11 protein-coding genes are annotated in these 13823 nt (G+C 45.2%); 6 read left to right on the plus strand and 5 right to left on the minus strand.

Annotated features, from left to right (window positions below; all coding sequences use genetic code 11):
• The first annotated feature begins 327 nt into the window (after positions 1–327).
• Positions 328–1725 (plus strand): PhoH family protein, encoded by a 1398-nt coding sequence (locus EP13_RS03030; protein WP_044055962.1) that lies wholly within the window; start codon positions 328–330, stop codon positions 1723–1725.
• An 82-nt stretch (positions 1726–1807) separates the two neighbouring features.
• Here the strand turns inward: EP13_RS03030 and EP13_RS03035 are convergent, their stop codons facing one another.
• The 3 genes from EP13_RS03035 to EP13_RS03045 all read right to left on the minus strand — a co-directional run bounded on the left by EP13_RS03035 (position 1808) and on the right by EP13_RS03045 (position 6116).
• Entirely contained in the window at positions 1808–2782 is a 975-nt protein-coding gene (locus tag EP13_RS03035) for a hypothetical protein (protein ID WP_231497916.1), read from the minus strand.
• Between the two features lie 60 nt (positions 2783–2842).
• Positions 2843–4231, minus strand: a complete 1389-nt coding sequence (gene cysG, locus EP13_RS03040) for a siroheme synthase CysG (RefSeq protein ID WP_044055963.1) — start codon at positions 4229–4231, stop codon at positions 2843–2845.
• Between the two features lie 121 nt (positions 4232–4352).
• Entirely contained in the window at positions 4353–6116 is a 1764-nt protein-coding gene (locus EP13_RS03045) for a DEAD/DEAH box helicase (RefSeq protein WP_044055965.1), read from the minus strand.
• Between the two features lie 219 nt (positions 6117–6335).
• Between EP13_RS03045 and prsT the strand changes: the two genes are divergently transcribed.
• Positions 6336–9113 carry an XrtA/PEP-CTERM system TPR-repeat protein PrsT gene (gene prsT, locus EP13_RS03050; RefSeq protein WP_044055967.1) on the plus strand — a complete coding sequence of 926 codons (2778 nt, stop codon included), beginning with the start codon at positions 6336–6338 and terminating at the stop codon, positions 9111–9113.
• A 69-nt stretch (positions 9114–9182) separates the two neighbouring features.
• Here prsT and EP13_RS03055 read toward each other — a convergent pair whose 3' ends face one another.
• Positions 9183–10013, minus strand: coding sequence for an ion transporter (locus EP13_RS03055; protein ID WP_044055969.1), 831 nt, complete (start codon positions 10011–10013; stop codon positions 9183–9185).
• A 90-nt stretch (positions 10014–10103) separates the two neighbouring features.
• Between EP13_RS03055 and EP13_RS03060 the strand changes: the two genes are divergently transcribed.
• Positions 10104–10283, plus strand: a complete 180-nt coding sequence (locus EP13_RS03060; protein WP_044055970.1) for a hypothetical protein — start codon at positions 10104–10106, stop codon at positions 10281–10283.
• A gap of 65 nt (positions 10284–10348) precedes the next feature.
• On the opposite strand, the gene tolC is transcribed toward EP13_RS03060, so the two are convergent.
• Positions 10349–11722, minus strand: a complete 1374-nt coding sequence (gene tolC / locus EP13_RS03065; protein WP_044055972.1) for an outer membrane channel protein TolC — start codon at positions 11720–11722, stop codon at positions 10349–10351.
• Positions 11723–12002: 280 nt separating this feature from the next.
• Here tolC and nudF point away from each other — a divergent pair, with 280 nt between their 5' ends.
• From nudF to EP13_RS03080, 3 genes are read left to right on the plus strand one after another with little or no spacing between them, the layout of a single operon-like run.
• Positions 12003–12629: an ADP-ribose diphosphatase gene (nudF, locus tag EP13_RS03070; RefSeq protein ID WP_044055973.1), complete on the plus strand. Its 627-nt coding sequence runs from the start codon at positions 12003–12005 to the stop codon at positions 12627–12629.
• Between the two features lie 41 nt (positions 12630–12670).
• Positions 12671–13066: a DUF1249 domain-containing protein gene (locus EP13_RS03075; RefSeq protein ID WP_044449284.1), complete on the plus strand. Its 396-nt coding sequence runs from the start codon at positions 12671–12673 to the stop codon at positions 13064–13066.
• The gene (locus EP13_RS03080) at positions 13063–13821 is read left to right on the plus strand and encodes a metallophosphoesterase (protein WP_044055975.1); all 759 of its coding nucleotides are present in this window, start codon (positions 13063–13065) and stop codon (positions 13819–13821) included. Before EP13_RS03075 ends, EP13_RS03080 begins: the two co-directional genes overlap by 4 nt.
• Positions 13822–13823: the final 2 nt, after the last annotated feature.

Here is a 13823-nt window from a genome sequence, read left to right on the forward strand (position 1 = left end):
GTATTGTACGCATTGCGACATAATAAGTCATTAATACTAGCTCATTTGTCGACGATTGAGAGAAGCGTGAATGCATCCGATGCTTTTTGCCGTCAAAAATAAAAGTAGAAAAACAGTGCCAAATTTAAAAATCTGGATTATGGTGGAATTAGACGTTCGTGAAATTGAAAAAGCGAACGTTGGAGGCAAGGTAACAGACCTTGCTTCTCAGTCGACGCGATAAGGGGGTGAAGTCCTGTTCGAGCGACAACTTCTCCTTTACGCGGAACTGTTACCTTGCAAACTGCGCAGTTGCAGTGAGCCTGGCTTTATTTACCGGAGTGAAGGATGCCCAAAAGAAATTCTAGCGATACAAAAATATACGTCCTCGATACCAACATTCTGCTGCACGAACCTCACGCCTTTCTCTCTTTTAAAGAACACGATGTGGTCATTCCCATGACAGTGTTAGAAGAGCTCGATTATATAAAAGACAGTAAAAAAGACGTGGCTCGTGATGCCAGGGTATCAATTCGCGCAATGGAAGATTTGCTACATGATGCCACACCGGAAGAAATGTTAGCGGGAGTCACGATGGAAGGCATGGGAGCGGGTTCTACCGCGCCCTCGGGAAGCCTCTCCATTTTCACTGATCTGAATATGGCGGAAACCCAGCAGGTTTTTACTAGCAATGAAAATGACAACCGCATTATCAATGTGGCGTTACATCTGCAAAAGACATTCGCGCCTCAGCAGGTGGTGTTGGTAACGAAAGACTTAAATATGCGCTTGAAAGCAAAAGGCGCAGGCTTAGCTCACGTTGAGGACTACCGAACCGATCAATTAATTACTGATATCAAATATCTGTCCCGAGGCTTTCATCAGTTCGAAGGCAATTTTTGGGATGCGGTTAAAAGTGTAGATAGCCGAACAGAAGGGCGTGACACCATTCACACGGTACCAAAATCTATGTTGCCAGAAGCCTACGTCAACGAGTTCTTACTGGACGACAGCAAACATTTTGCCGGGTTAGTGGAGGCTGTTAATCAGGACTCCCTTGAAATACTCGATTTAGGCTATGAGCGATTAATGAGTCGCCATGCCTGGGGCATTACGCCCAAAAATATAGGCCAGGCTATGGCGCTTCACGCGCTACTCGACCCCCATATCGATTTAGTGGTGCTGACAGGGCCGGCAGGCAGCGGTAAAACTCTTCTCGCCCTTGCCGCTGCTTTGGAAATGGTGGTAGAGCGTAACATGTACGATAAAATCATCGTGACGCGAAGTACGCCAGAAATTGCTGAATCCATTGGCTTTTTACCCGGTACCGAGGAAGAAAAAATGTTGCCGTGGTTGGCAGCCATTACGGATTCTTTAGAAGTGCTGCATAAGCACGATGAGAACACGAAAGGTTCGATGAATTACATCATGGAGAAAGCCAATATTCAGTATAAATCGGTTAACTTCATGCGCGGCCGAAGTATACAAAACTCCATTGTTATTCTTGATGAGTCGCAAAACCTAACTGCCTCTCAGCTTAAGACGATTATCACGCGCTGTGGCGAGGGGACGAAAATTATTGTGGGGGGGAATTTAGCGCAAATAGACAGCAATTACCTTTCGGCAGTCACCTCTGGTTTAACCTACTTAGTTGAGAAATTTAAGTACTTCTCAGGAAGTGCCACGATTAATCTTGATGGTGTGGTCAGAAGCCGCTTAGCCAGTTTTGCGGAAGAAAATCTATAAGCCTCTCAATACCAACCTGCTAAGCACACAAAACGCGGTATTTTATCCACGTTTAAGGGTGTGCAGCAGGTTTTTCACTTACTTAATCAATCACTTCTATTTGATAGCGACCGGTTTGCAGGTATCGTTGGGTTGACTCTGATACCTGCCCAAAAGGAAGCAGTGCAGGCCCCGTGGGGTCATACAGCACAAAGTCGCGTCCATCTATTTGTATGGTGCTATCGTCGATTAAGGGGGTAAGTGCAACGGCGAGCAATGCATGGTTCGGCAAGAATACCATTGCCATGTCGGTGGTAGGTAAAAACGCCCGTACCAACGCACTGGTTAATACCGCTTTACTGTCACAATCTCCCAGATTCTGGTTAAGTAGTCCAACCGGAGGCGCAAAACCCGAACCATTGCTGGCCACACGATCTTCTAAGGTGTCGTATGGAATGCTTTGTATCCACCCAAGCAGTAAATCGAAATAGTCTCGCGCATCAGCATCTTGTCTAATTTTTTCATAAAATGCTTGAGAAACAGGGACAAGGGCTTTAGTGGTTTCTTCAACATAGCGTAAGTGGTCGGGTTTCACGGCGCCTTGGTTGAATATGGTGGTAAAACGTACGTAGTAGTTTTGTTCAAGGTAGGTGTTAAAGGCTCGTACTTGCTCTGCTTGCAGTTCTTCTAAAATAACATCCGCGCGTGTTTCACTTTGCGCTCGAACTTCAATGTTAATGCGCTGATTATCATTTTTTATCGCGATACGGGCGTCTTTAGGGTCGTAGGTTTTGGCTTTCTTCATTAAGGCTACAGTAACGAAGCGCTGTGCTAAAGAAGGTTTATAGTTAGGCTGTAGCGTTGGCGCGGCTTTAAAGGCGGTATGGGGTAGGCGAAAGCGAATTTCTTGTACTTCGTTGTCAGCATCTAGCCAGCGATAATAATAATCGGTGGCATCACCTTTTTGTGTTTTTTGAAAATTCAATTGCTCCGCTAAAGCCGAGGGAGCCACACCTTGCAGCAGTAAGAAGCAAAGCATACAAGTATAGCGTAAGGGGGTTAAATACGTATCGGCCATAGCGCCTACAGAAGATTAAAGGTTAGTATCAGTATGCGCATGGCCGTTGAAAGTGCAAGTTTATGCTTGGGTAAACCAATCCAACTCTTTGTGCAAATTCACCACCGTACCCACAATAATAAGCGTGGGAGGCTTGAGGTTTGCGGTTTCAGGCAAAGAAGCAATAGTGTTAAGGGTGCCTGTTACCACTGTTTGATTTTCTGTGGTAGCGGACTGCACCAAGGCGATAGGCGTATCTTCATCGAGTCCGTTTTCAATTAACTTCTGGCAAATAATGGGTAAGCCAGTTAAGCCCATGTAAAACACTATGGTTTGATTGGCTTGGGCCAAAGAAGGCCAGTTTAAGTCTATGCTTCCGTCTTTAAGGTGGCCCGTAGCAAATACCACAGACTGGGCGTGATCTCTATGCGTTAGCGGAATGCCAGCGTAACTAGATGCCCCACTTGCTGCAGTAATGCCTGGCACAACCTGAAAGTCGATACCATGTTCAATAAGGGTTTGTATCTCTTCTCCACCGCGGCCAAAGATAAAGGGGTCGCCGCCTTTCAGCCTGACCACTCTATTGCCTTTTTTCGCTTCATCAACCATCAACTGATTAATATCCTGCTGTGGTAGCGTGTGATTGCTTTTTGCTTTACCTACATAAATCTTTTCAGCATCTCTGCGCACCAATTCTAAAATTTGCGGTGACACTAAGCGGTCGTATACCACAACATCGGCTTTCTGCATCAAACGTAAGGCGCGAAAGGTCAGTAAATCGGGGTCGCCAGGGCCTGCACCCACGAGATAAACTTGGCCTTCTAACTGCTGATTCCCTGCCGCAGCCTCCAGGGCTTTTAGAAAGGCATTATCGGCTTTTTCATCTTGGCCTTTTTCGACCATTTCTGCGATATCACCGTCTAATACATCTTCCCAAAAGTAGCGTCTTGCCGTCACGCTTGAAAGTGCGCTTTTAACTTTGTCCCTGAATTTTTCAGAAAAAGCGCCCAGCTTACTTAAGTTTGCGGGTATGACAGTTTCTAACTTCTGACGTAAGTAACGCAGTAGTACAGGGGCGACTCCTCCACTACTCATGGCAATAACGATAGGGGAGCGATCAACAATAGAGGGGGTAATAAATTGGCAAAGTGGCGTGTTGTCCACCACATTTACTAATACTTTTTGTTGGCGGGCAAGGTCATGAACGTATTGATTAACATCTCCCTTATCCGTTGCCACAAACACCATGTCTTTGTCATTGAGATCAGCGTCGCTAAATTCCCGTTCGATAAGGGTTACGTTAGGCGCATCAGCAAGTTGCTTTACCGTGCTGCAAACCCACGGAGCAACCACAGTGATAGTGGCGGGTGTTTTCATGATGAGCTCAAGCTTTCTGGCCGCTACTTCGCCAGCGCCTACAATTAAGCAGCGCATAGAACGAGCATCTAAAAACAGAGGGAAATAATCCATAATGAACAGGTACGCAAAAAAAAAGAACTAACGCTATTTTGCGCTAATTCTTTTTTATTAGAAACAACGAAATCAGCCTTTATATTCCCTTACGTTATATGCAGGCTGGTTTGTGTGCTATTTAGTTCTTACGTTTCTTGTCTCGGGTTCCGCGATTGTCACGGCTACCTTTCTCAGCACTACGTCCGCCGCGGCTTTCACGCTTAGGTGGCGTGTCTGACCAAGCACGAATAGACAAACGTTGGCCCGCAACACGGGTGCCCGTAAGCTTATCTTGCGTCTCTTTTGGCATACCTGCAGGTAAGTCAACCGTACTGAAGTTATCGTATATCTCGATAGCGCCAATGTGTTTCGAATTGATGTTACCTTCGTTGGCGATAGCGCCCACGATATTACCTGGCTTAGCACCATGTACATGGCCTACATCAATTCTATAACGCTGCATACCTTCTTCTGGTTTGCGGCTAGTACGAGTGGACTTGCCTTTACGATCTCGGCTTTCTCTTCCGTCACGGCGCTCTCGTTGTTCACGAGGTGGCTTGCTGTGAAGATCAGGGCGGTCGCTTTCTTTCAAGATAAGCGGTTCGTCACCTTGGGCAATTTTAAGTAGCGCAGCCATGATAACTTCAGGAGACGCTTCCGCTTCTTCCTTTATCATTTCAACAATAGGAATAAGCGATTCAATGCTATCGTCTTGGGCAGCTTCAACCACAGATTGTTTAAAGCGGCTAAGGCGAGTTTCATTGATTTCGCTAATTGAAGGAATGGGCATAGCTTCAATCGGCTGCTTGGTGGTTTTCTCTATAGAGAACAGCATGCGCTTTTCACGATGCGAAATAAACAAAATAGCATCGCCTTGGCGTCCAGCACGGCCTGTACGACCAATACGGTGAACATACGATTCACTATCGTAAGGAACGTCAAAGTTAACCACGTGACTTACACGCTCAACATCGAGGCCACGTGCTACTACGTCTGTGGCGACCAAAATGTCAATATTGCCTTGCTTCAATTTATCAACAGTACGCTCACGGGCGTTCTGTGGAATGTCACCATTAAGCGGTTCAACATCGTATCCACGCGCAGATAGTTTATCTGCAAGCTCTACGGTAGCGGTTTTTGTGCGCACAAAAATAATCATGCCATCAAAAGGTTCCACTTCCAGAATACGGGTTAACGCTTCAAGCTTATGGTGTGGAGCAACTTGGCAAAAACGCTGGCGAATCGTACTTGCGGTACTTACCTTCGATGCGATTTTAACTTGCTTAGGGTCTTTAAGATAACGCTGAGTAATCTTTTTAATAGGCCCTGGCATGGTTGCCGAGAACAACGCAGTTTGTCGCTCTTCTGGTGCATGGCTTAAAATAAGCTCTACGTCATCGATAAAGCCCATGCGTAGCATTTCGTCAGCTTCATCGAGAACCAAAAATTTAAGTTCGCTTAAATCTAATGTTTTACGCTTTATATGGTCGATAACACGACCCGGCGTACCTACAACAACCTGAACACCACGTTTAAGTTGGCGAATTTGGTTGTCATAAGACTGACCGCCGTATACCGGCAGTACTTTAATTTTTTGGCTAAAACTTGCGTAAACTTGGAACGCTTCGGCTACCTGAATCGCTAATTCGCGAGTCGGTGCGAGTACCAGTAATTGCGGCTTACGTTGCTCAGGATCAATATTTGCCAACATAGGCAGGGCAAACGCGGCGGTTTTTCCTGTTCCTGTCTGGGCCTGACCGAGTAAATCATGACCTTCAAGAAGTAATGGAATACTTTCTGCTTGAATAGGCGATGGTTTCTCGTAGCCAACTTTTTCAAGGGCTTGTAAGATAGGTTCTGGTAGTTTGAGATCTTTAAATGTCATGTCGACAGTTGTTGTCATTAAGGGTCCTGGTGCATTAAGTAAGGAGGGCGCGGCAAACGTGAACCGGCAATAGTTTGTGCCGGAGTATGCCTGCGGTATTGCAAAAAACGTTATTATATTCGAATAATGGGCAGGTTGCCACGAAATTGCACAATAATGATGAAAAAATGCACAGGCATTGGTGTAAGCTTCGATGAATAGACAACAAATAATTACATGCAGGGCAAAGGAAATAGAATGAACAAAAAATCTTCACACCGCTTTGTTAAGCGCGCATCAGTAGCTGCCATGCTACTCAGCAGCCTCATATTGACAGGCTGTGGTGAAAAATCGATGGAAGCGCACTTAGAAGATGCTCGGGCGTATGTACAGAAACAGCGTGTAGATGCTGCTATCGTGGAATACAAAAGCGCCATTCAGTTAAAGCCTGATGTTGCGCAACCGCGTTTTGAGTTAGGACGCTTATACCTGCAAAGTAACAACTATGTGGCGGCAGAGAAAGAACTGAATAAAGCCCTTGAGCTTGGTTATGCTGCCAGCGAAGTTATTCCATTACTTTCAGTGGCGTATCAGCAGTCAGGCGCGGAAACAGCATTGGCTGGGGTAGACTATCGCGCAGAAGGTATGACGGTGGTTGAGTCTGCAGAGGTGGGTTTCTACAAACTGCAAGCGTTAGTACAGCTAGAAAAATTTAACGATGCAGAAGCGTTGCTCAGCGATTTAATGACCTTAGATACAGAATCTGTTTATAAAGGGCTCATTGACAGCTACCAGTACATTTTAGATAAAGACTACCAAAGCGCCCTTACCGCGACTGAAGCGTTGCAGGAGCAAGCGCCGCAAAATAAAGATGTATTGTTACAGCTTGCACGCCTCTATTTACTCGCCGGGCAACAAGAGCAAGCATTAGGCGTATACGAAGACTATGTAAGCGCATTTCCCAATGACCTCACCAGTAAATTTGCTTTTGCCGCCCTGCTTATTGAGCAGCGAGAGTTAGGCAAAGCTGAGCCTATTGTTGATGATTTACTTACCCTGAATAACACGCACCCCTTATTGAACACGTTCAAAGGGATAATCGAGTCAGCGAATGGAAATTATGCCCAGGCGTTAGATTACTTGGAAGTGGCTATTCAAAATGGGCGCAGCGATCAAATTGTGCGTTTAGTGGCCGGCTTTAGTGCCTATCAAATTCAAGATTTTGAAGCGGCGCAACGTCACCTTGCCATGATTGCATCAACGTTACCTGATAACCACCCAGGCCTTCGTATGCTTGCCGACAGCATGTTGCAGTTAGGTGAGAATGATGAAGCACTAGAAGTGCTTAATCGTGTAGAAGGGCAGGCCAACGCAGACGCCGCTTTGTTTTCAAAAGCCAGTTATCAATTGCTTAAAGAGGGCAATGTGATAGGGGCGCAACAGATGGCGGAACGCAGCGAAACAGCGAGCTCGTCGCCAGAAGATTTAGCCCGTCTTGGTGTGCTTCAGCTTTCATTAAATGATATTGATGGTTTAGTGAAGATTGAAGAGGCAGTGCAGCAGGCGCCTGAGTCTACCACCACGCAAAATACCCTGTTGCGAGCTTACCTTGCCACGGGGCAAATTGATAAAGCGAAAGTGGCCGCCACCGAATGGCGCGAGCAGTCGCCAGAATTGGCGTTACCCATGGTGTATTTGGCGAATATTGCCATGGAAGAAGAAGACTACACATCGGCAGAAGGTTATTTAGCGAAGGCGGCCACCTTAGAAGGTGCCCAAAACGAAGTGGTTTATGCCAGAACTAAATTGTTAATTTTGCAAGAAAAACGCGACCAGGCAATAGCGCAAATCAAGCAGTTTATTGATGGCCAGCCGGCGGATGTGCAAGCCATTACGTTATGGTATGCCCTTGAAGCGAGTCAACAAAATGGTGACACGGTAATTCAACATGCCACCAAACAGTTAAACCGCGACAAAGACAATATCATGTTGCGTATTTTGCTGTCGCGTATGTACGCAATGTCCGGCGACCTTGATAAAACGGTTAGCTTACTTTCAGAAGTGGAAGGTGACGAAACTACACCAATGGCCTTTTGGAATCTAAAAGGGCAGGCATTGGTAGCCACCAATAAAGTGGAAGAAGCTAAAGCCTTGTTTGAGCGTTGGGTAGAGTTTTACCCACAAGACAAAAACGCGGTTTTAGGCATGTTGCTTATTTTTGATTCGCAGAAAAATTATCGCCAAGGTTTGTCCATGGCGGATAAAGTGTTAGCGAAACGCCCAGATCCGCAAATTCGTCTATTAAAAGCCTACTTCCATAGTATGCTGGGTCAAAGCCAGCCTGCATGGAGCATTATCGACAACTTGTCGAACGAGGCGAAGCGTTTACCTTTCGTGCGTGGCGTCATTGCCCGTTTGTACGTTATCGATAAGCGCCCTGAACAAGCCTTAGATCACGCGCAAGCTGCCTACGAAGCTACACCAAATGCAGATAACGCATTATTGATGGTGGCTATTCTGGAGATGACAGATAAAGCCGGTGAGGCGTACGCATTTTTAGCTACTCACGTTGAAAATAAGCCAAACGATATTAGAAGTGCAATGCTGTTAGCTGAGCGACAAATTAACCGTGATCGAAAGCAAGCGATAGGCACTTACGAGACAATTCTTGAGAAAACATCAGATAACTTCGTCGTGTTGAATAACTTAGCCTATCTCAAATTCAAGGAAAATGAGCTGGAAGAGGCGCAAAACCTTGCCAATAAAGCAATTGCGCTACAACCTGAAAATGCCGATGCCATCGACACGCTAGCACAGGTACTCATTGCAAAAGGTGAGAAACAAGAAGCGTTGAGTTTGTATGAAGAAATAGCAACACGGCCTATTGCCAATGAGGAAGTGTACTTAAATCACGTGGAATTATTACTAGAGCTAGACAAAGACAGTTTAGCGAAACGGCGTCTATCAAGCCGAGAGTTTAAGCAAAAAGTCTCGTTAGTGCGGATCGAAAGCTTGAAAACGACTTACGGTATTTAGATAAGACCATTCACGATTTAGCATGACATAAAAAACGGCCGTTTGAGTGATACTCAAACGGCCGTTTTTTTATTTTTCTTTATGGTCTATTTTAGCTTTAATGGTTTGCAGTTCAGACATCAATAATTCTAATGTGACTTCTCGATAGCCTTCAGCTTCTTTCTCAGCTTTTAGTAATGCGGCTTTTTCTGCACGGGCCTTTTCGTTCTCACGCTCCATGACATTCACCACGATGCCAATCACCATGTTTAAAAACGCAAAGGCGGTGAAAAAGATGAAGGTTAAGTAATATACCCAGCTTAACGGGTACACTTCCATGGTCTCATACATGACATCGGTCCAATCTTCAAATGTCATTACCCGAAACAGGGTTAGCAGTGAAATGGTGATATCGCCCCATAATACAGGGTTAATGTCCTCAAATAAGGTACTGCCAATGGCTGCGTAAATGTAAAAGATAATAAACATCAGCAGCATGACATAGCCCAATTGTGGGAGGGCTTTGACCAAAGAGACCAGAAGAATTCTAAGTTCAGGTATAATTGATATCATACGAAGTACCCGAAACACTCTCACTAAGCGGGCGATAACGGCCAGTTCAGCATCGTCAGCTGGGATTAAACTTATTATCACTATGAGAGTGTCAAACCAGTTCCAAAAGCTCTTGAAAAAGTGTCGTTTTTTGCGTTCTGCCAAAAATCGAATGGTTATTTCTGTTAAGAAAAACGCACTGATAAACCAGTCTAATACTAGCGTGACGGAACCAAAGCCAGCGGGTAACTCATAGGTTTTAGCTCCGACGAGTAGGGCGGATATAACAATGACGCTAACCACAAACGCTTCAAACCACTTATTGGCGCGAATGTGTTCAAAACGGTTTTGTAACTCAGAGGCTTGCATGTTTTTTTCGCTCAAAATACAAACTAATACTCCTTAGGCATTGAGCCTACACATCACTGGAGTATACTGGAATAAAAAAGGGGCAATATCATGGACGATGATTTACATTCGTTGCAAGAAAAATTATTTCGTGTTTCTGCTGCGCTAAGCCAACGTGCGGTGCACCGAGACAATGTCAGCGCACTTTGCGAGGATATCAAACACCTTATTGAAACCTTAGAACGCGCAGCTCAATGTTCCCATTCTTCGACGGCTGCAAAACCACAATAGCCCGTTAGATTGCTGATATAAAAATGGCGGCTAAATGCCGCCATTCATTGTGTACAGCATTTTTTTTAGTTGCTGGTGGTAGTTTCAACCGGTTTTAACCCTCGGTTTATCATTGCCACGTCTTCACTGGTTAACGTACCCGCTGCCTGCTTTAATGTGATCACGGATTGAATGAAATCATAACGTGCGCCGGATAAGTTTCGGCGAGCATCAAAGAGATTTCTTGTGCTATCAAGTACGTCCACGATAGTCCGAGTACCCACATCAAAGCCCGCTTCTGTTGCTTTCAAAGCGCTGTCAGCTGATACCACTGATTGCTCTAGTGCTCTGATAGTAGAAATCGCCGCTTTGACATCGTTGAACGAGCTTCGAACCGACTGTACTGTTTGACGGTAGGTTTGCTCTGCCACCTGGCTTGTCACTACATAGTTATACTGAGCTTGCTTGGTTGACGCAGAGACACTGCCACCTTGGTAAATTGGCACGCTAAGGGTAACCCCCACTGAGCGGCTATCTAAATACGGGGTTTCGTAAGCAAGAAATTCATTTTCTACGTCATTTTTAGTGCGGCTAACGCTCGCGCTTAAATCTAGTGTCGGTAAATGGCCTGTTTTTGCTACGGCGATGTCTTCTTTCGCAACATCCATGGCCAAACGGTCAACTAACAACGACAAATTGCTTTCTTCAGCAATTTCTAACCATTCGTCAACTTGCGCAGGAACGGGCATGGTCGCTGAGAAGTTTTCTGTGTTTAAACCGTAAAGGCGATCGTGGTATTTTCCCGTAATCACTCGAAGGGCTTCTAACGCCGACTCTAATGCGTTTTTAGCCTGAATTTCTTGTGCTACCGTGCTGTCATAATTTGCTTGTGCTTCATGTACATCAGTGATGGCCGTTAAACCCACTTCAAAGCGCTGGCGAGTTTGTTCTAACTGACGCTCAATAGCACGCTTTTCCGCGCCTACAAATTCAACGTTATCGCGGGCACGTAAAATATCGAAGTAAGCGGTAACTGTGCGCACAATCACATCTTGCATACTGGCGGCTAGCGCTGCGTCCGATTGCTGTGCGATTTTCTCAGCACGATTTAACCCCACCCAGTTTGCATGATCGTATAACGACATACTTAGCGATAGGCCGTAGTCGAGGGAATCAGCGTCACTTTCGAAGGTCACTACTTGCAAATCTTCGGCGCCTGAACCTAGTGTTTGGGCGCTTTCTGAGGTGGACTTTGTATAGTCAACGTAGCCTGAAATTTGTGGAAGTAAACTTGCACGACTAATGCTAATACCTTGATACGCAGCATCACGCTCCGCTTTTGCTTGGTTGACAATGGGATCGTTAGATACTGCTTGCTCATAAACCTGTACTAAGTCATCGGCAAGGGCGCTAGTGCTTATAGATAAACCGATTACCAGCGACAGAAGTGTTCGTTTCATGCTTACGTATTCCTGTTAAGTCTTGTTGAGTCTTATAGACTGCGAATTTTATTAGTTTAAGAATAATTAACGGTAAACCGAAAGCGTCTTCTCGTAACAGTCTTGGTTTAACTGTAACAGAATATGTGATCTGGCCTTTATATTTCACCAGTACCCAAGCTAATAATTATATTTGCTCTCGTGTTTTATCCACCCTTGTTGCAAAAAGCGCAGCGTATACAAAAATGGAGTCAATCTGTACTATGCATGATAAAGCGTTTCAAACCAAAAGTGTCTGCAAATGAGCAAGAAAATCCTTTCATTTACCTCAAACGATGTGGAAATATCTCAAATCACGCCAGTTTATCGTGGTTTTTTTACCATGCAAGAATATCAATTTAGGCACAAATGTTTTAATGGCGAATGGAGCGCCATGGTTAAACGTGAAATTTTCGAGCGAGGTCATGCTGTTGGCGTTTTACCTTACGACCCAGTTCAAAAAGAGTTTGTGTTAATTGAGCAGGTTAGAATTGGGGCAATGGCCACATCTTCAACCCCTTGGATGATAGAAATTATTGCAGGGATGATTGATGAAGGAGAAACGCCGGAAGCCGTTTGTCATCGGGAATCTATGGAAGAAGCGGGTATTATTTTAGACGGATTAACCAAGGCGTTAAGTTATTTGTCTAGCCCTGGCGGAACCACAGAGCGCCTGCACATTTATGTGGCTAAAACCGATGCCACCTTAGCCCAGGGGATTCATGGTTTAGCAGCAGAGTCTGAAGATATAAAAGTGCATCGGGTTTCAGAGGAAACTGCCCTTGAATGGCTAGAAAGTGGCCTTATAGACAACGCTGCGGCAGTAATTGCGCTACAATGGTTTTTCATGAACAAAACAAAACTACAGGAGCAGTGGCAGACCAGGTGACTTCTTTAACGCAGCGGAAATATGTTCCGAAGTTAGCAACTATGCAGGCACTGTGTGAGTTGAACTACGCTCACGTGCTCAAAATTTTACCCGATTGCGATACTGAAGCGTTGAAGTACGTTTTTGCAGTAGGAGACACGCTAACCTATGAAATTCGAATCATTGAAAGTTCTCGCTACACCAGCACGCTTACTGTACAACAGACCACCAAAGACATGCCGGCATACCTGACGCCATCAATGACAGTGCGGTTGTATCATGATGCAAGAATGGCGGAAGTGATCAATAGTCAAAATACAGGGGCTTTAGCACCCTCGTACGATTACCCCAATATTAAGATGCGACAACGCAACGAAAAGCAAATGGTTAATATTTTTCTCGCTGAATGGCTTCACTTCTGTCTTAGCTTGAAACCCAAGGTGGCGTCTGAAGCGTGATTCGGTTACTGCATCTGTCAGATTGTCATCTATTTGCAGAAGTTAACCGCAGTGGTTATGGGCAAGTTAACCCATTTTCTTCGTTAAAAAGCCTTCTTAAACGCGCTTTTGCCAACCAGGTTAACCATTTTGGGGTTGACGCTATTGTGGTTACTGGCGATATTTCCGGTGATAATTCAGCACAAAGTTATCACCATTTCCTCTCGCTTTTAGCGCGTTATTCGCCAGTGCCTTTTTTTGTGATTCCTGGTAATCATGATGACAACCCGTATTACCAAGAGTATTTGGGGGATGTCACCCTCGCCCCGGGCAAGAGTGTGGCGCTAAGGAATTGGCAAATTCATGGTTTAGACACCCGAGGGAAGGGAGCGAGTGGTCAGGTGTGCAGCCAGCAACTTGCCAGTATATCTGATGATATAACACAACATTCTTCTGCTTTTCATTTGTTGTGTTTGCATCATCATATACGCCCAAGTAACAGTTGGATGGACAAACATGCTTTAGTGAACCCCAGCGATTTACTGCATTGGCTAAATACCCAAAGGTTAATCCGAGGTATCATACACGGTCACGTTCATTATCCTATTTTTGATGAGTTAGGCGAGGAACACAAAGTGCCGGTGTTTGGCGCGCCATCCACTTGTTGGCAGTGGGCAATGACCTCAGATTTTGGGGTAAGTGAGCTAACCCCGGGCGGGCAAATTATTACACTTCACGACACAGGTGCCGTAACACGGCATATAGAGAGACTTTAACC

This window comes from Alteromonas australica (assembly GCF_000730385.1).
Lineage (GTDB): Bacteria > Pseudomonadota > Gammaproteobacteria > Enterobacterales > Alteromonadaceae > Alteromonas > Alteromonas australica.

What these genes read in the sequence shown, in the direction of transcription:
- EP13_RS03060 (WP_044055970.1), top strand. Translation starts at nt 10,104, where the DNA reads ATGGACGATGATTTACATTCGTTGCAAGAAAAATTATTTCGTGTTTCT.
- EP13_RS03055 (WP_044055969.1), bottom strand. Translation starts at nt 10,013, where the DNA reads ATGCAAGCCTCTGAGTTACAAAACCGTTTTGAACACATTCGCGCCAAT.
- EP13_RS03045 (WP_044055965.1), bottom strand. Translation starts at nt 6,116, where the DNA reads ATGACAACAACTGTCGACATGACATTTAAAGATCTCAAACTACCAGAA.
- EP13_RS03030 (WP_044055962.1), top strand. Translation starts at nt 328, where the DNA reads ATGCCCAAAAGAAATTCTAGCGATACAAAAATATACGTCCTCGATACC.
- prsT (WP_044055967.1), top strand. Translation starts at nt 6,336, where the DNA reads ATGAACAAAAAATCTTCACACCGCTTTGTTAAGCGCGCATCAGTAGCT.
- EP13_RS03075 (WP_044449284.1), top strand. Translation starts at nt 12,671, where the DNA reads ATGCAGGCACTGTGTGAGTTGAACTACGCTCACGTGCTCAAAATTTTA.
- nudF (WP_044055973.1), top strand. Translation starts at nt 12,003, where the DNA reads ATGAGCAAGAAAATCCTTTCATTTACCTCAAACGATGTGGAAATATCT.
- EP13_RS03035 (WP_231497916.1), bottom strand. Translation starts at nt 2,782, where the DNA reads ATGGCCGATACGTATTTAACCCCCTTACGCTATACTTGTATGCTTTGC.
- cysG (WP_044055963.1), bottom strand. Translation starts at nt 4,231, where the DNA reads ATGGATTATTTCCCTCTGTTTTTAGATGCTCGTTCTATGCGCTGCTTA.
- tolC (WP_044055972.1), bottom strand. Translation starts at nt 11,722, where the DNA reads ATGAAACGAACACTTCTGTCGCTGGTAATCGGTTTATCTATAAGCACT.